This is a genomic window from Streptomyces sp. NPDC043996 (assembly GCF_056435225.1).
The window spans coordinates 1-16,728 of the sequence record NZ_JBWKEY010000026.1 but is presented as its reverse complement, the minus strand read 5'-3'; the positions used below and the strand labels follow the sequence as shown (position 1 = coordinate 16,728).

15 protein-coding genes are annotated in these 16,728 nt (G+C 72.2%); 13 read left to right on the top strand and 2 right to left on the bottom strand.

All coding sequences use genetic code 11. The features are described from left to right. Positions 1-229: 229 nt before the first annotated feature. Positions 230-1,363, bottom strand: coding sequence for a C40 family peptidase (locus tag AC07A4_RS40750; protein WP_478609625.1), 1,134 nt, complete (start codon positions 1,361-1,363; stop codon positions 230-232). 197 nt (positions 1,364-1,560) lie between these two features. Between AC07A4_RS40750 and AC07A4_RS40745 the strand changes: the two genes are divergently transcribed. The 9 genes from AC07A4_RS40745 to AC07A4_RS40705 all read left to right on the top strand — a co-directional run bounded on the left by AC07A4_RS40745 (position 1,561) and on the right by AC07A4_RS40705 (position 12,016). Beyond that, complete coding sequence (locus AC07A4_RS40745; RefSeq protein ID WP_478609505.1) at positions 1,561-1,812, top strand: DUF397 domain-containing protein; 252 nt, start codon at positions 1,561-1,563, stop codon at positions 1,810-1,812. Position 1,813: 1 nt separating this feature from the next. Then, positions 1,814-2,362 carry an N-acetyltransferase family protein gene (locus AC07A4_RS40740; RefSeq protein WP_478609503.1) on the top strand — a complete coding sequence of 183 codons (549 nt, stop codon included), beginning with the start codon at positions 1,814-1,816 and terminating at the stop codon, positions 2,360-2,362. A gap of 336 nt (positions 2,363-2,698) precedes the next feature. Further along, a complete protein-coding gene (locus AC07A4_RS40735) occupies positions 2,699-4,375 on the top strand; it encodes a hypothetical protein (protein WP_478609500.1) in 1,677 nt (558 codons plus the stop codon). A 310-nt stretch (positions 4,376-4,685) separates the two neighbouring features. After that, positions 4,686-4,994: a hypothetical protein gene (locus AC07A4_RS40730; RefSeq protein ID WP_478609497.1), complete on the top strand. Its 309-nt coding sequence runs from the start codon at positions 4,686-4,688 to the stop codon at positions 4,992-4,994. Between the two features lie 192 nt (positions 4,995-5,186). Next, positions 5,187-6,032 (top strand): DUF8175 domain-containg protein, encoded by an 846-nt coding sequence (locus AC07A4_RS40725; protein WP_478609495.1) that lies wholly within the window; start codon positions 5,187-5,189, stop codon positions 6,030-6,032. Beyond that, positions 6,022-7,350, top strand: a complete 1,329-nt coding sequence (locus AC07A4_RS40720; protein ID WP_478609492.1) for a hypothetical protein — start codon at positions 6,022-6,024, stop codon at positions 7,348-7,350. Before AC07A4_RS40725 ends, AC07A4_RS40720 begins: the two co-directional genes overlap by 11 nt. Beyond that, positions 7,347-8,906, top strand: a complete 1,560-nt coding sequence (locus tag AC07A4_RS40715; protein ID WP_478609489.1) for an SCO6880 family protein — start codon at positions 7,347-7,349, stop codon at positions 8,904-8,906. Before AC07A4_RS40720 ends, AC07A4_RS40715 begins: the two co-directional genes overlap by 4 nt. A 100-nt stretch (positions 8,907-9,006) precedes the next feature. Then, positions 9,007-10,437, top strand: a complete 1,431-nt coding sequence (locus AC07A4_RS40710) for an ATP-binding protein (RefSeq protein WP_478609487.1) — start codon at positions 9,007-9,009, stop codon at positions 10,435-10,437. A gap of 91 nt (positions 10,438-10,528) precedes the next feature. Beyond that, complete coding sequence (locus AC07A4_RS40705; RefSeq protein ID WP_478609623.1) at positions 10,529-12,016, top strand: type IV secretory system conjugative DNA transfer family protein; 1,488 nt, start codon at positions 10,529-10,531, stop codon at positions 12,014-12,016. A 4-nt stretch (positions 12,017-12,020) separates the two neighbouring features. Here AC07A4_RS40705 and AC07A4_RS40700 read toward each other — a convergent pair whose 3' ends face one another. Next, the gene (locus tag AC07A4_RS40700; RefSeq protein WP_478609484.1) at positions 12,021-12,572 is read right to left on the bottom strand and encodes a GNAT family N-acetyltransferase; all 552 of its coding nucleotides are present in this window, start codon (positions 12,570-12,572) and stop codon (positions 12,021-12,023) included. A 278-nt stretch (positions 12,573-12,850) separates the two neighbouring features. Here AC07A4_RS40700 and AC07A4_RS40695 point away from each other — a divergent pair, with 278 nt between their 5' ends. The 4 genes from AC07A4_RS40695 (at position 12,851) to AC07A4_RS40680 (ending at position 16,626) form a co-directional block, all read left to right on the top strand. Further along, complete coding sequence (locus AC07A4_RS40695) at positions 12,851-13,795, top strand: ABC transporter ATP-binding protein (RefSeq protein ID WP_478609481.1); 945 nt, start codon at positions 12,851-12,853, stop codon at positions 13,793-13,795. Continuing rightward, entirely contained in the window at positions 13,792-14,598 is an 807-nt protein-coding gene (locus tag AC07A4_RS40690; RefSeq protein WP_478609478.1) for an ABC transporter permease, read from the top strand. Before AC07A4_RS40695 ends, AC07A4_RS40690 begins: the two co-directional genes overlap by 4 nt. Positions 14,599-14,659: 61 nt before the next feature. Further along, positions 14,660-15,952: a sensor histidine kinase gene (locus AC07A4_RS40685; RefSeq protein WP_478609621.1), complete on the top strand. Its 1,293-nt coding sequence runs from the start codon at positions 14,660-14,662 to the stop codon at positions 15,950-15,952. Then, the gene (locus tag AC07A4_RS40680) at positions 15,949-16,626 is read left to right on the top strand and encodes a response regulator (protein ID WP_478609476.1); all 678 of its coding nucleotides are present in this window, start codon (positions 15,949-15,951) and stop codon (positions 16,624-16,626) included. The genes AC07A4_RS40685 and AC07A4_RS40680 overlap by 4 nt, the downstream gene beginning before the upstream one ends. Positions 16,627-16,728: the final 102 nt, after the last annotated feature.

The window sequence follows — 16,728 nt, the reverse complement described above, 5'->3', positions numbered from 1 at the left end:
CCTTGTCATCAACCCCCGTGGCCAGTGCGTGCTGTACCAGTCAGTGCGTGCTGTACCAGTCAAGGGAACGCACAGTCCCCTTCTCTACGTTCCACTCTCCACCGAATGATCACTCAGACGTTATCGAAGAGAGACTCATCACCGCAGCTCAGGGGGGCGTTTCAACGGAACGTTCCAGCCAGCTCAAGCGGCGCGTGCGCCGGGCGTACGCCTCCGCTCCTGGCTCCGGTCAGACCTCGGTCCCCTCCGGCGACGGCTCCCCCGAGGGCGCGGACGGGCTTCCGGACGGGCTTCCGGACGGGCTGCCGGACGGCTCTTCGGAGGGCTCTTCGGAGGGCCGCCGGGTCGGCGTGCCGCTCGGCTCGCCGTCCTTCCCGGGCTTCGCGGGCTTCTTCTCCCGCTTCTCCGGGGGCTCGCTGGGCACCGCTTTTGCGCCATCTTCGGTGACTCGAGTGGCGCCGAAGTAGTCCGGCGTATCAATGGGGTCGAAGCGGATCACCGCGCCGGGCCGGGGCGCGTCGATCATGTAGCCGCCGCCGACGTAGATGCCGACGTGCCGGATGGCGCGGGAATTGCTCAGGTCGTCGGAGAAGAACACCAGGTCGCCGGGGAGCAGCTCGTCCCGCTTGGGGTGCGGCCCCGCGTTGTACTGGTCGTTGGCGACGCGCGGCAGGTCGATGCCCACGCTGCGGTACGCGGCGAGCGTGAGCCCCGAGCAGTCGAACCGCCCGTCCTGGTCGGAGGTCCCGTTCCCGCCCCACAGATACTCCGTGCCGAGCTTCTTCTGCGCGTAGTAGATCGCCCCCGCCGCCTGCTGCGACGGCAGCACCCGCCCGATGGGCCGGGCGAAGCTCTTCTCCAGGGTCGTGATGATCTTGACGTAGTTCTGCGTCTCGCGGTACGGCGGCACGCCCCCGTACTTGATCACGGCGTACGCGCCCGCGTTGTACGCGGCGAGCATGTTCTTCGTCGGGTCGCCGGGGGCGTCCTTCACGTACTTGGCGAGCTCGCAGTCGTACGACGCCGCCGACGGGATGGCGTCCTTGGGGTCCCAGACGTCGCGGTCCCCGTCCCGGTCCCCGTCGATCCCGTGCGTCGCCCACGTCCCCGGGATGAACTGCGCTATGCCCTGCGCCCTGGCCGGGCTCTTCGCGCGCGGGTTGAAGCCGCTCTCCTGGTACAGCTGCGCGGCGAGCAGCGCCGGGTTGATGGCCTTGCAGAGGTTGCCCCACTTCTGCACGAGCGGCTGGTACGTGGCGGGCACGGCGCCCTTGGCGAGGCCGACGTTCCCGCCGCCGGAGCCGCCGGTGAGGCTGCCCGCCGCGATGAACGTCCCGAGCACGAGCAGCGCGATGAAACTCATGGACCCGCCGAACGCGACGGCCGCGAGCACCCACGTCTTACGCACCGTCAACCACCCCTCGGCCACCGGGAGTCCGCCGCGCCCAGTGTAGGGGCGCGATCGCCGCCCGGGGTGGATGCCGGGGTGGCTGATCGCCCCGGCGGGGGCGGATACTCGAAGCCGCAGCCCGCAGCCCACAGCGAAGGAGCACGCGCCCCGTGGCCGACACCCACCCGACCCCGGACCGCCCCGCCGCCCTGGAGTGGACCCGCGCCGCCCCCGAGGACGCCGAGGGGCCAGGGCCCTGGATCGAGGTCGCCTTCGGCGCGGGCGACGCCGTCCACCTGCGCGAGACCGACGCCCCGGACACCGTCGTCACGACGACCCGCGCGAAGTGGGACGCGTTCGTGCTCGGGGTGCGGGCGGGCGAGTTCGACCACTTCACGGAGACGGAGAGGGAGGGGAGCTGAGGTGCGCCCACCCCGGACGGCGGCGTCGTCACCGGCGGCACCGGCGGCACCGCTGCGGCGGGCCGTCCCCGGCGACCACGCCGCGATCGTCGCGGCCGTGCGCACCTGGTGGACCGACCGGAGCCCCGCCGAGATGCGCGAGCTCTCCCTGCTCCTTCCGAAGCTGTTCCTCCAGTTCTTCGCCCGCACCAGCCTGGTCCGGGAGGACGAGCGCGGCGTGCGCGCCTTCCTCGTCGGCCTCCACCCGTCCGACCACCCCGAGGAGGCGTACATCCACTTCGTGGGCGTCGACCCCGAGCTGCGCGGGCGGGGCGTCGGGCGCGAGCTGTACGAGACGTTCTTCCGGGACGCCGCCGCCGCGGGGCGCACACGGGTGCGGTCGGTGACGTCGCCGACGAACGCCCGGTCCATCGCCTTCCACCAAGCCCTGGGCTTCCGCGTCGAACCGGGCGACGGCGTGGGGCCGCACGGCGTGTCCGTGCACACCGACTACGACGGGCCGGGACTCGACCGAGTCTGTTTCCTGAAGCCGCTCAGCGGCGTACGCTGACCGCCACAGACAATTGACGGAGCGCCAACTGTGGCGGACTGTAGGGGCGTTGGGCGCTAGGGGATGGGGATGCGACCACGCCGAGCGCCGCCGCGTCCACGCTCCCGCACGTCACGCTTGTCCCGCTTGTCCCGCACGTTCAACGTCCCATGACGGTGTTCTCCGTCTCACGGCTGGGGGGAGCCGCCGATGGAACCGAACGACCCCAGAGACACGCCCGCGCCCGAGGACCGCCCCACCGGCGGCTCCCCCGGCGGCTTCGGCCCGCCCGCTCCGCCATCCACTCCGCCTTCCACTCCGCCGGCCGCCCCACCGCCACCGCCGCACGCCCCGCCCGTGCCCGGCCCGCCCGCCCCGCACCCCGCGTACGGCCCGCCGCAGGCCCCGCCCGGCCCGGCCCAACCGCCCGCCGCGCCGCCACCCGCCGCGCCGCCGCCCCCGGTGCCGCCCGCCTACGGCCCGCCCGAGCTCCTCGAGCCCCCCGCCGCCACGCCCCCGACGCCGCCCGCGCCGCCGGAGCCGCTGCGGCCCCTAGCCGCCGCGCTGCTCAACCTCACCGGGCTCGGCCTCGGCTACGTCCTCATCCGCGCCTGGCTGCCCGCCCTGGTCTCCTTGGCGGCCACCGCCGCGCTGCTGTTCGCCGCCCTGCCCGCCGACGTCGACGGCGTCCCCGGTGGCCTCCTCATCGGCTACGCCGCCCTGCTCGCGCTCGCCGCCGCCGACGCCGCCCGCCGCGCCCGCCGCACCGCCATCGGCTGGCGGCTGCGCGCACCCCTCGCCGTCGGGCTCGGCGTCCTGCTGCTCGCCGTGCCCGCCACCAGCGCCTACGCCTACGAAGCCGCCAAGGACGAGGCCGTCGAGGACATGCTGCTCGACCGGCTCGACACCGCCGACCGGCTCGTCGAAGCCCAGGACGGCCGCGACTTCGCCGCCGCCGAGCGCCACTACCGCTCCGCCCTCAACACCTACCGCGACCTCGTCCGCGACCACGAGGGCTCCCGCGCCGCCGACCGCGTGCCCGACCGCCTCGACGCGTACTACAAGTCCGTCGCCACGCCCTACGCCGACCGCGAGTACTGCCAGGCCATCGCCCCCCTGAAGTACCTGCGCACCGTGCCCGCCGCCCTCGGCGAGGACCGCGCGGGACGCCTCGCCGACTGGCCCGACGACCGGCTCGCGACCTCCCTCTACGAGTGCGGCAGCACCGCCCTCGACCGGGGCGACGGCACCCACCTGCGGGAACTCCTGACGACGTTCCCCAAGTCCACGGCCGCCGGCAAGGTGGTCCCCGCCATCGGCGACGCCATCGACGCCCGCGCCAAGGACCTCAAGGGCGCCGACCCCTGCTCCGCCACCACCAAGCTGGCCAGCATCCGCGCCATCGCCTCGTCCCTGCCCGGCGGCAAGGGCGGCCCGCTCGCCCCCCGCGCCGCGCGCGCCGTCCAGTCCGGCGAGTACGCCTGCGGCGTGGACGAGTTCAAGGACGGCAAGTTCACCGCGGCCGCCAAGCGGCTGCGCGACTTCGCCGACACCTACAAGGACAGCGGCAGGCGCGAGCGCGCCCGCACCATCGCCATCGCCGCCGAGGTCGCCGCCGACCGCCCGCAGGCGGGCCGCTCGCTGCCCGCCCAGCGCGGGCCCGGCTCCGGCCAGGAGTTCATCGTCAAGAACGACGGCCCCAGCGCCGTCGAGGTCCTGTTCACAGGACCCGTCACCGGCAGCGTCAAGCTCGGCGCCTGCCTCGGCTGCACGACGTACGCCACCCGGGCCGAGGGCAAGAGCAAGGCCTGCAAGTCGAGCGGCAGGAGCTACCCGCAGAAGACCCTGCGCCTGCCGCCCGGCGAGTACCACTTCCTCTACAAGCGCGGCACCGGCACCACCGGCCTCGTCCGCGACCACAGCGACGGCGCCAAGGTCCAGAGCGGCTACCGCTACACCGACTGCACCTACGTCGTCCGCGGCGGCCTCGGCGATCTCGGCGGCGGCCTCGGCGACCTCGACGACCTGACCTGACGGCCCGTCCGGACCCCCGCACGCCACCGCTCCTGAATCGACGTCAGTGGCCACGCCGGGCATTCATTGCCCGGCGTCACACCGCGTGATACACAGAGTGACCATACGTTCCTTCGTATACCGTTCTGCGCCCGGCGCGGGACGGTGACGCGGGTTGCGTACGACGAAACGTACGAAGTCGGCCAACGAATGGCGTCAAGGCGGCACGCTCCGGGCCTATTGTCGGCGACAATGAGCCTCGACCTCTGCTCCGCGGTAGCAGGGGTGGGCAGAGGTGCAGGAACAACCCACTAGGGGCGGTGAGTTACACATGCTTATGGCAGCCGAGAAGGGCGACATCACCACCATCATCGGTGGGATCGCCCCCGACTGGGGTCCCTTCGGAACCCTGGGCAACGAAGCGCGCGTGATGATCGAGGTCGTGATGGCCGTCGCGATCCTGCTGTGCCTGGGCATCGCGATCTGGGGCGCGGCCAAGCAGCGCATCGGAGCGACGGCGCTGCGCGACACGTTCAGCGCCGAACAGGGCAAAGGCCTGATCATCGCGGGTCTGACCGGTGTCTTCATCATCGGATCACTCGGCACGCTGTTCACCATCGTGTACGGCATGGCCGTCTGACCCCGCGTCGGCGCCCCCGCACATCCCCCTTCCCTCCTCCCCACCGTCCGTCATGCCCACCGGCTGAGGTTGCAACTCCCTGATGTCGAGTCACCACACCGCGCCCGCGCGGGAACCAGCACGGCTACCGTCGTATCTGGCGCACCTGGCTGGCCCGGCGGCCGAGGAAGAGGTTGAGGGGACGTACGCGGCATGAGCGATGACGATGACCTCTTCGGCGGCACGGGCGAGACCCGCACGCGCCTCCCCGACCGGGACGGCCCGGACGGGTACGGCTCGACGCGCAGATCCGGCCGTTCTGGCGGCCGCTCCTCCTCCCGCAGCCTCGTCACCGTCATCGGCGTCGTGGTCCTCCTCATCGCCGCCATCGCCTTCGCGAACCGGGACGACTCATCATCCGACGGAGGCGACGACGGCGGCGGCCGCGGCGGCGGCAAGAGCGACCGGACGTCCCCCACGGCCCCCACCGGCCAGCGGCCGGTGGACGGGAAGACCGGGGGGATTCCGTCGGGGTTCGCGAAGAGTGAGCAGGGGGCGCAGAGCGCGGCCGCGAACTACGCGGTGGCGCTCGGCTCCGCCGAGATGTTCGACAAGGGCGAGCGCGACCGCATCCTGAAGGCCATCATGGCCCCCGCCAGCGTGAACCGGTTCAAGGCGGATCTCGACAAGGCGTACACCGCGGGCTTCTTCAAGAACGTGGGTCTGAACGCGGACGGCTCCACCCCGAGCGGCTACCAGTTCGTCTCGCGCACGAGCCCGGTCGGCACCAAGGTCACCGAGTTCTCCGGCGGCAAGGCCACGGTGGAGACCTGGTGCTCAGGCCTGCTCGGTCTCGCGGGCGAGCGGTCCACCAAGCCCGTCACCAGCAGCTGGTTCACGATCACCATGAAGCTGACGTGGACCGCCGGCGACTGGAAGATCACCACGCACTCCCAGAAGAACGGTCCCGCCCCGGTCCCGGGCGACGACCGCGCGTCCGGCTCCGACGAGATCGCCGAGGCCGTCGAAGGGTACGGAGGGTTCACCTATGCCCGGTAGTCGCCCCGTGCTCAAGCTCACCGCCGCCGTCGCGGCCGTACAGACCGCGGCCCTCCTGTTCGCGACGCGGGCCACCGCCGAACCGGACGACGACCCGTGCGCGCTCATCCACGGCCCCGCCAAGAAGTACTGCCAACAAGGCGAAGGCGGCGACAGCGGAACCCCCAAGTCGCCCAAGGACGACGCGCTGTCGCAGCTCGATCCGCTGACCTCGCTCGCGCGCGGCTTCGGGGACGCCGCGTCGTGGATCGTCAACAAGCTCACCGAGTACGTGAACGACACCGCCGCAGTCGACTTCACCAACGAGAGGTTCCTCCAGCAGTACGCCGTGGTGTTCGCCGCGTCGACGATCCTGACCCTGATCGTGTGGCTGCTCGCGGTCACCAAGCGGGCCGTGCGCGGCGTGCCGCTGCTCACCGCCCTGTCGGAGGCCATCGGCTTCCTGTGGCTGACGGTGCTCGCCTCCGCGTTCACCCCGCTGATCCTGTCCACCGTGGTGTCCGCGACGGACGGCGTGTCCGAGGTGCTCGCCAAGTCCGTGGGCGGCGACACCGACCGGTTCTTCGGCACGTTCTCGCAGGCCCTCGACAAGGGCACCGACATCGGCGGCGGCCCGATCATGCTGATCGTCGTGTCCGCCGTGTCCATCGCCGCCGCCGGCATCCTCTGCCTGGAGCTGGTGATCCGCGCCGCGATGCTGTACGTCGGCGCGCTGCTCGGCACCGTCGTGTACTCCGGCCTCGTCGACAAGAACACCTGGGGCCGCATCCGCCGCTGGGCCGGCCTGATGATCGCGATCATCCTGGTGAAGCCCATCATCGTGATCGTGCTCGGCGTGGCCGGAGCCCTCCAGGGCGAGGACGGCCCCGACTCCCTCTCGGCCGTCGTCTCCGGGCTCTCCGTCATCCTCCTCGCCATCTTCGCCAGCGCCTCCATCTACCGCTTCATCCCCGGCTTCGGCGACGACATCATGGCCACCCGCAACAACCGCCTGATGCGCGGCGCCGAGAACCGCGCCGCGACCGCCCTGAACTCCCCCGCCGCCTGGGTCGCCCAGGGCATCCGCACCCACAGCGCGCGCCCGGGCGGCAAGGCGGGCGGCGGCCAGGGCGGAGGCGGCGACACCCCGCCGCAGGCCGCCACCGCCAACGCCGTCGGCAGCGGCCTGTCCTCGCACGCCCACCGACAGCCGGGCCCCGCCCAGAACGGCGGCGGAACTGTCCCCTCCGCCGCACCCCCACCCCGTACGAGCCCGTCGAACACCCCGCACGCGGGCAACCGCGGCGGTACGAACAGCACTGGAGGTGAAGGGCGTTGACGACCCAGTCCCATGTGTCCCCACCGGTCACGCCCCGCCGCACCTATCTGATCGGCCGCGCCCGGCCGAACGCCGTCATCGGCCGCAACCGCGAGACCGGCGAGATCGCACTGATCATCGGCGGCGCGTTCGTCGGCATGATGTGCGGCATCCTCATCCCCTTCCTCGCCCCGCGCATCGTGCTGCTCATGGGCTTCCCGCTGCTCGCGATCGCCGCGGTGTACGTCCCGTACAAGGGCCGCACGTTCTACAAGTGGTTCGAGATCAACCGCAGCTACAAGCGGTCCCTGCGGAACGGCACCACCTACCGCTCCGGCTCCGCCGAGGCCGGAGTGCGGCTCGACGGGCGCGAGGTGGAGGTCGGGCCGCCGCCCGGCATCGGCCGCATCAGCTGGCTGGCCGCGCCCTTCGGCCCCGACGAGATCGCCGTCCTGCTCCACGCCGACCGGCGCACCGTCACCGCCGCCATCGAGATCGAGGGCCCGGGCGTGGGCCTGCGCGACAGCGAGGACCAGGAAGCCCTCGTCGACCGGTTCGGCACGCTCCTGAAGCACGTCGCCAACGGCGACGGCTTCGTGACGCGCCTTCAGATGCTGGCCCGCACCCTGCCCGCCGACCCCGACGCGCACGCCAAGGACGTCACGGCCCGCGGCGACGACCGCGCCCTGCCCTGGCTCCAGCACTCCTACGACCAGCTCCAGTCGATGGTCTCCACCAGCAGCGAGCAGCACCGCGCCTACCTCGTCGCCTGCATGCACTACTCCCGCGACCTCGCCGCCGAGGCCCAGGCCATGGCCCGCGCCTCCCGCCCGCACGGCGGCAGGAAGCTCGACAAGGACGCCGGGCTCGCCGTCGTCATGGCCCGCGAGCTCACCGACATCTGCTCCCGCCTGCAGGAGGCGGACATCCGGGTGCGCCAGCCCCTCGGCCAGGGCCGCCTCGCCTCCCTCGTCCACTCCATGTACGACCCGGACCACCCCATCGACCACATCCAGGCGATGACGAAGCGCAACGCCTGGCCCGCCGAGCTGGACGCGATGGAGCCGACGTACCTCCAGGCCAAGACCCGCGAGTCCGCGACCCGCGCCCCCTGGTGCCACGCCACGGCCTGGGTGAAGGAGTGGCCGATGACGCCCGTCGGCGTCAACTTCCTCGCCCCGCTGCTCGTCCACACCCCGGACGTGATCCGCACCGTCGCCGTCACCATGGACCTGGAGCCCACCGAGGTCGCCATCGAGCGGATGCTCACGGAGAAGACCAACGACGAGGCGGAGGCCAGCCGCCAGGCCAAGATGAACCGCACCGTCGACCCCCGCGACATCGCCTCGCACTCCCGCCTCGACCAGCGCGGCGAGGACCTCGCGAGCGGCGCCGCGGGCGTCAACCTCGTCGGCTACATCACGGTCTCGTCCCGCTCTCCGGAAGCCCTCGCCCGCGACAAGCGGACGATAAGGGCATCGGCCGGAAAGTCGTATCTGAAGCTGGAGTGGTGCGACCGCGAGCACCACCGGGCATTTGTGAACACGCTGCCGTTCGCGACCGGCATCCGGCGATGACGGCGACGACGCCGGGGACGGCGTGGACGGCGGGCACGGCGGCACGGACCATGGCGGTGCCGACGACGACCAGGCCAACGGTTAAGGGTGTGAAGGTGCGATGCGGGATCCGCTGACCGTCCTCACGGACGCGTTCACCTCCTTCCTGTTCGGGAAGGTCGAGACCACGCGCCTGCCCGTGCGCACCTCCACGGGCCAGGCCCAGGCGGTCTACCTGCCGACGGCCGCGCCCGGCCTCGGCGACTCCGGCGTGATCATCGGCCGCGAGGTGTACTCCGGCAAGGGCTACATCTACGACCCGTTCCAGCTGTACGGACAGCAGCTCCCGGCCCCCCACTGGCTGGTGCTCGGCGAGTCCGGCAACGGCAAGTCCGCCCTCGAGAAAACGTACGTACTGCGCCAGCTGCGCTTCAAGGACCGCCAGGTCGTCGTCCTGGACGCCCAGGGCGAGGACGGCGTCGGCGAGTGGAACCTCATCGCGCAGGAGCTGGGCATAACCCCCATCCGGCTCGACCCCACGGCCGCCCTCGACATGGGCATCCGCCTCAACCCCCTCGACCCGGCGATCACCACGACCGGCCAGCTCGCGCTGCTCCGCACCATCATCGAGGTCGCGATGGGCCACGGCCTGGACGAGCGCTCCGGCTTCGCCCTCAAGGTCGCCCACGCCTTCGTCAACGAGACCATCCTCGACCGCCAGCCCGTCCTCACCGACATCGTCGAGCAGCTGCGCCACCCCGAACCGGAGTCCGCCGAGGCCATGAACGTCGCCATAGACGACGTACGGGCCTGGGGCCTGGACGTGGCCCTCGTCCTCGACCGCCTGGTGGACGGCGACCTGCGCGGCATGTTCGACGGCCCCACGACCGTCGGCATCGACCTCGACGCCCCCCTCATCGTCTTCGACCTCTCCCACATCGACCGCAACTCCATCGCCATGCCGATCCTCATGGCGATCGTCGGCGTGTGGCTGGAGCACACCTGGATCCGCCCCGACCGGAAGAAGCGCATCTTCCTCGTCGAGGAGGCCTGGCACATCATCAACTCGCCCTTCGTGGCACAGCTGTTCCAGCGCCTGCTGAAGTTCGGCCGCCGCCTCGGCCTGTCGTTCGTCGCGGTCGTCCACCACCTCTCCGACGTCGTCGACGGCGCCGCCGCGAAGGAGGCCGCGGCCATCCTCAAGATGGCCTCCACCCGCACGATCTACGCCCAGAAGGCGGACGAGGCACGCGCCACGGGCCGTGTCATCGGGCTGCCCCGGTGGGCGGTTGAGATCATCCCCACCCTGACCCCCGGCATCGCTGTCTGGGACGTCAACGGCAACGTCCAGGTGGTCAAACACCTGATCACGGAAACGGAACGCCCCCTGGTCTTCACCGACCGCGCCATGACCGAGTCCGCGAGCGACCTGCTCGCCGACGACGCGCTGGCCGCGGCGGAACGGGAGGCGGAGGAAAGGGCGGCGTACATGGAACGGCAGCTGGGCGAGGGCCCCACGGGCCCGGCCGGTTCCCGGTCGACGGTGGCCTGACGTGCCGGGGGACCGCTACCAGGAACAGCGCGGCCGCGAACGCGGCGTCCCCGACGCCCTGCTGGTGGGCGTCCTCGCCTTCGTCCTCGGCATGGTCGTCCTCATGTGGTCCGCGACCGGCATCGCGGGCCTGTGGGCCCACGGCGCGTGGCCGGACCACGTCACGTTCAACAACACCCCGCCCGCCGTGCGCCACCTCATCCAGGAGCCCCACGACATCGCGGGCGCCTGGCCCGGCACGCCCCGCGACCAGCTCTCCGGCTACGGCCTGTTCTGGGGCTTCCTCATCGGCCAGGTGATGGTCCTGGTCGTGCTCACGGTCTTCGTGATGGGCACGCTGGCCCGCTACCGGGCGGTGCGCAGGGCCCGGCGGACCGGCACGAGCCTCACCAAGCCGACGCCCCGCCCCGCGGACACCCCGGTCCAGGCGGCCCCCCAGCCGCCCGCGGACCACCACGCCGAGCCCGTAACACCGGAAGCCCCGGAGGCGACGGGCCACCCACAGGCCGCCCCCGCCGCTGCCCCCGCCGCCGCCCAGGCGGACCCGGCGACCCCGGCGACCCAGCCCCCGGGCCAACGCCACGACACCGCGCCCGAAGCCGAGCCCCACCCGGCCCCGCTCCTGGCCAAGCGCACCCCCACGGTCCCCACCCCCCGCACCCCCCTGGTCCTCGGCACCCCCGAGACCCGCCGCCCGCTGGCCGCCGAGGCCATCGCGGACGCCGAGTCCGCCGCCCTCGTCATCACCTCCGACCCCACCCTGTGGGAGGAGACCAAGGACGCCCGCGCCAAGCTGGGCCCGGTCCTCGTCTACGACCCCTCGCACCTGTGCGACACCCCGGCCCGCCTCCACTGGCAGCCCACCACCGGCTGCGAGGACAAGGCCACGGCCGCCCAGCGCGCCCGCGCCCTGCTCGCCCCGATAAGACCAAGCGCCAAGCTGGACACGGCGGTCGCGGACACCGCCGAGACCCTCCTGCGCAGCTTCCTGCACGCCGCCGCCGTCGACGGCCGCTCCGTGAAGCACGTGCACCGCTGGGCCCAGGGCACCCAGGTCCAGGAAGCCGTCCGGGTCCTGCGCACCCACCCCAAGGCCAGCTCGGGCGCCGCGGGCGAGCTGGAGTCCGCGCTCACCGCCTACGCGGAACGCCGCGACATGGCCCAGGAACTGACGGCCCGTGCCCTGTCCTGCCTGTTCACGGTCAACGTACGGGAGTCCTGCACGCCCAACCGGTCGGACGCCCTCACCCTGGACTCCTTCGTCGACGAAGGCGGCACGCTCTTCGTGGTGGGCGAGGCGATCGAGGACCCGAAGGCCAACCCCGCCGCGATGCCGCTCCTGACGGCACTCGCCTCCAGCGTGGTCGAACGCGGCCGCCGCATGGCCGAACGGTCGTCCTCCGGCCGCCTCGACCCGCCCATGACGCTCGTCCTGGACGACGTGGCGGCGGTGGCACCGCTCCCCCAGCTGCCGGAGCTGCTCGCCTCCGGAACCGACCGGGGCATGCCGACGCTCGCCCTGCTGCGCTCCCGCGAACAGGGCCGCGCCCGCTGGCCCCACGACGAGCTGATCGGCTAGGGCCCTAGCCGCGGCCGGGGTCTCGCGCGAACACCATCTCGTGCTCCATGGCCGCGTCGTCCCCCGGCACCGGCACGATCACTCCGCTGGGCACGAAGCCGAACTTCCGGTAGAAGGCCGCGGCACGCGCGTTGTCCTCGTGCACGAACAGGCGCACCCGCTCGACCCCGGCCCCCTCCGGCGCCCGCGCCCACTCCACGGCCGCCTCGAACAACGCCTCGGTCAGCCCCGTGCCCCGGTGCTCGGGCCGGACGTACACGGCCACGATCTGCGCCTGCCGGACGTCGACACCGCCCCCGAGCGGGCCGGACGCTCCCGGCTCCTCCACCATCACGGTCACCGACCCGGCCCAGTCGCCGTCCGGCCCCTCCGCGATGAACTGCCGGGGACCCCCGCCCGCGACCCGGTCCCGCCAGACCGCCTCGGGCCTGGCCACGGCCCTCTCGTACGTCTCCAAGAACGCGACCGGAGCCGCCGGGTCCCGCAGCGCGAGCAGCCGCAACGCACGAGCCTGCCGCCATTCATCGGCGCGGACGGAGCGTATGAGGTGTTCCATACACCGATCTTAGGCACGCACCCCAAGCCCGCCCCAACGCTTTAACCCAGCCCAATCCAGCCCGTCCGGCGTTTGAGGACGAGGCGCGAAGCGCCAATGCAGTTAAGCGGGGGAACGGGGGCGGCAGCCCCCGTTTCGGGAAGGGGCGGGCCTGGGGCGCACCGCGAGGACACCCCGCCACCCCGCCACCCCCCGTCGTACCCCGGTACTACCCCCACCCCCACCCCAAGACCCCAGTCCGACGCGCCACCCCCCACCCCACCCCGACCATCGAACCCATGATTAAGGCCCACGCCCTCACCAAGCGCTACGGCGGCAAACACCCCAAGACAGCCGTATCCAACCTCACCTTCGAGATCAGCCCCGGCACGGTCACCGGCTTCCTCGGCCCCAACGGCGCGGGCAAGTCCACCACCATGCGCATGCTGCTCGGCCTGGACACCCCGACCGGCGGCCACAGCACGATCGGCGGCCGCGCGTACGCCGACCACCCCGCGCCCCTCACCGAGGTGGGCGCGCTCCTGGAGGCCCGCTCCCTGCACCCGGGCCGCTCCGCGTACCACCATCTGATGGCCCTCGCGCACACCCACGGCATCCCCCGCTCCCGCGTGGAGCACGTCCTGGACGCCACCGGCCTCACGGACGTCGCGGGCCGCCGCGTGAAGGGCTTCTCGCTCGGCATGGGCCAGCGCCTCGGCATCGCGGCGGCCCTGCTCGGCGACCCGGCGACGCTCATCCTGGACGAGCCCGTCAACGGCCTCGACCCGGAGGGCGTCCTCTGGATCCGCACCCTCCTCAAGGCTCAGGCCGCCGAGGGCCGCACCGTCCTCGTCTCCTCACACCTGATGAGCGAGATGGCCCTCACCGCCCACCACTTGATCATCATCGGCCGGGGCAGGCTGCTCGCCGACACCACCGTCGAGAAGTTCGTCCGCGAATCCGGCACCGGCTCCGTCCGGGTCGCATCCCCCGACGCGGCCCGCCTCGCCGAACTGCTCGCGGGCCCCGGCACCGTCCTCACCAGCGACGCCCCCGGAACCCTCGACGTCCGCGGCACCGACGCCGAGCACGTCGGCCGCACGGCGGCCGCCCACGGCATCCCCCTGTTCGAACTCACCCCGCAGACCGCGTCCTTGGAACAGGCCTTCATGGACCTCACCCACGACTCCCTGGAGTACGGGACGACACCGGACGCCACACCTCTGGAAGGAGCGGCGGCATGACGACGACCACCCCCACCCCCACGGCCATGCTCACCTCTCACCACCGCTACCGGGTCACCCCGGCCAGGGTCCTGCGCTCGGAGTGGCACAAGCTGTGGACGCTGCGCACCACCTGGATCGCGCTGCTCACGGGGAGCGCCCTCGTCCTCGCGGTCGGCATCACCATGGGCAGCACCTACGACGGCGACGACTCCGACATCGACACCGTCGTCTTCACCCTCTTCGGCACCCAGCTCTCCCAGATCTGCCTGGCCGTCCTCGGCATCCTGATCACCGCGGGCGAGTACTCCACGGGCATGATCCGCGCCTCCCTGACGGCCGTGCCGCGCCGTCTGCCCGTGCTGTGGTCCAAGGCCGCGGTCTTCACGGCGGTCGCGTTCGCCGCCTGCCTCGTCACGAACCTCACCACCTTCGCCGTCGCCCAGATCTGGCTCGCGGACACCGACAAGGAGCTCGCCCTCACCGACTCCGGCGTCCTCGGCGCCCTCGCGGGCAACGCGGCGGGCATCACCCTGATGAGCCTGATCGCCCTCGGCCTCGGCGCGCTGCTGCGCTCGGTGCCCGGCGGCATCGGGGCGTTCGTCGCGGCCGTCCTGGTCCTGCCGGAGATCATGACGACGCTGCCGTTCGACGCCGTGGACTCCGTCGTCCGCTGCTTCCCCGGGCAGGCCGCCTCGTCGCTCGGCTCGATCACCCGCGTGGAGAACACCATCGCCCCCGGCGCGGCCCTGCTCACCCTCACCCTGTGGGCGCTGGCCGTCCTCACCACGGCATCGGCGCTCCTCAAACGCCGCGACGTCTGAGCCCCGGCCATGCGCCCCATGGACGTACGAACGACTCCTTCGACTGATGTACGAGCGACTGATGTACGAGGATGAGCGCGTGGCCCGCGAACCCGGAACCGCCGACCAGCATCCGCTGACCCAGCACGTCCACCGCCTGGTCGAGCGGGTGCGCTCCTTCGACCGCGGCCGCCCCCTCGCCTGGGATCTGCTCCTCACGGGCTTCTTCGTGACGGCCGGGGTCATCGACTTCACGGGCGGCGGCTGGCGCAACATCGCGCACAACACGGAGGTGCCCGGCTGGCTCGTCCTCGGCACGTCCCTCGGCATCACGGTGCCGCTGCTGTGGCGCCGCCGCCACCCGCTGGCGGCCCTCGCCGTCATGGTGGCCTTCAGCCTGGTCAGCAGCGGCACCGGGGCCATGCTCCAGGTGGCCTTGGTCCAGCTCATCGCCTTGTTCGGCATCGCGCTGCGGCTGCCGCTCAGGACGCTCGGCTGGGCGGGCGCGCTGATGCTCGCGCCGCTCGTCGTGGGCACGGTCCGCTATCCGAAGGGCAGTTGGGACCAGCAGATCGTGCCGCAGGTGTGGGCGTACGCGATCGTCGCGCTCCTCGGCATCGCGGTGCGGTCCCGCCAGGACTACACGCAGGCCCTCGTCGAGCGCGCCCGCCAGCTCGAGGTGGAGCGCGACCAGCAGGCCCAGCTCGCCGCGGCCGTCGAACGCACCCGCATCGCCCGGGAGATGCACGACATCATCGGCCACAACCTGTCCGTCATCACGAGCCTCGCCGACGGCGGCAAGTACGCCGCGGCGCGCTCTCCCGAGCACGCCGCCAGGGCTCTCGACGCCATCGGTTCCACCAGCCGCCAGGCCCTGGACGAGCTGCGCCGCCTGCTCGACGTCCTGCGCGAGGACGCCCCGGAGGCCGCCGCCCTCGCACCCCAGCCCGCCCTCGCCGACCTGAACCGCCTCATCGAGGGCGTGCGGTCCGCGGGTCTTCCCGTCCGCAGCACCTTCCACGGCCGCGCCGAATCCCTGCCCCAGGGCCAGCAGCTCACAGTGTTCCGCGTGGTGCAGGAGGCCCTGACCAACACCCTCAAGCACGCGGGCCAGGGCGTCACGGCGACCGTCGACGTCACGTACGACGACAGCGGCGTCACGGTCACCATCACGGACACCGGCACCGGGGGCTCTTCCGGGGCCAGGTCCGGCTCGGGCCGCGGCCTGTCCGGAATGCGGGAGCGAACGGCGTTGTACGAGGGCACACTTGAGGCCGGCCCGCGGCCCGCGCCGACGGGCGGCTGGCAGGTCCGTCTCCACCTGCCCCGGCCGGTGACTCCGGCCCGTCCACCGCTTAAGGAATCCGCTCAGTGACCTCTGTCCTCATAGTCGACGACCAGCCTCTGCAACGCTTCGGTTTCCGCATGCTCCTGGAGAGCCAGGACGATATGACGGTGGCCGGAGAGGGCGGCAACGGCGCGGAGGCGGTCCGTATGGCCGCTCAGCTGCGCCCGGATGTGGTCCTGATGGACATCCGCATGCCGGATCTGGACGGCATCGAGGCCACCCGCCGCATCGTCGCTTCCGGTTCGCCGTCCCGGGTGCTCATCCTGACGACGTTCGACCTGGACGAGTACGCCTACGCGGGGCTGCGTGCCGGGGCTTCCGGTTTCCTCATCAAGGACGCCCAGCCGGAGGAGCTGCTCTCCGGTGTCCGCGCGGTGGCCACGGGCGACGCGGTGGTGGCTCCCCGTCTGACCCGCCGTCTCCTGGAGGCCTTCGCCGACCATCTGCCGGGCGGCCCGGACGCGGACGCGGGCGCCGATCCGGCCCGGCATCCCCTCCTGGCGCCGCTCACGGACCGCGAACGCGAGATCCTGACGGTCATCGGCCAGGGCTGGACGAACACGGAGATCGCCACGCGTCTGCACCTGGCGGAGTCCACGGTGAAGACGCATGTGGGCCGCATTCTCGCGAAGACGGGGGCACGGGACCGGGTGCAGGCGGTGATTCTGGCGTACGACACGAGACTGGTGAGCCCGTCCTGATGCACAGGCCCTGAAACGCAGAAAGCCCCCGTGCCATACGGCACGGGGGCTTTCTCTCAAAAGGAGTTCGGCGGCGTCCTACTCTCCCACAGGGTCCCCCCT

Excerpts from the sequence above, each read along its gene's own strand:
- AC07A4_RS40750 (WP_478609625.1), bottom strand. The coding sequence starts at position 1,363 with ATGAGTTTCATCGCGCTGCTCGTGCTCGGGACGTTCATCGCGGCGGGC.
- AC07A4_RS40730 (WP_478609497.1), top strand. The coding sequence starts at position 4,686 with ATGCTTATGGCAGCCGAGAAGGGCGACATCACCACCATCATCGGTGGG.
- AC07A4_RS40725 (WP_478609495.1), top strand. The coding sequence starts at position 5,187 with ATGAGCGATGACGATGACCTCTTCGGCGGCACGGGCGAGACCCGCACG.
- AC07A4_RS40720 (WP_478609492.1), top strand. The coding sequence starts at position 6,022 with ATGCCCGGTAGTCGCCCCGTGCTCAAGCTCACCGCCGCCGTCGCGGCC.
- AC07A4_RS40710 (WP_478609487.1), top strand. The coding sequence starts at position 9,007 with ATGCGGGATCCGCTGACCGTCCTCACGGACGCGTTCACCTCCTTCCTG.
- AC07A4_RS40705 (WP_478609623.1), top strand. The coding sequence starts at position 10,529 with ATGGTCGTCCTCATGTGGTCCGCGACCGGCATCGCGGGCCTGTGGGCC.
- AC07A4_RS40700 (WP_478609484.1), bottom strand. The coding sequence starts at position 12,572 with ATGGAACACCTCATACGCTCCGTCCGCGCCGATGAATGGCGGCAGGCT.
- AC07A4_RS40695 (WP_478609481.1), top strand. The coding sequence starts at position 12,851 with ATGATTAAGGCCCACGCCCTCACCAAGCGCTACGGCGGCAAACACCCC.
- AC07A4_RS40690 (WP_478609478.1), top strand. The coding sequence starts at position 13,792 with ATGACGACGACCACCCCCACCCCCACGGCCATGCTCACCTCTCACCAC.
- AC07A4_RS40685 (WP_478609621.1), top strand. The coding sequence starts at position 14,660 with ATGTACGAGGATGAGCGCGTGGCCCGCGAACCCGGAACCGCCGACCAG.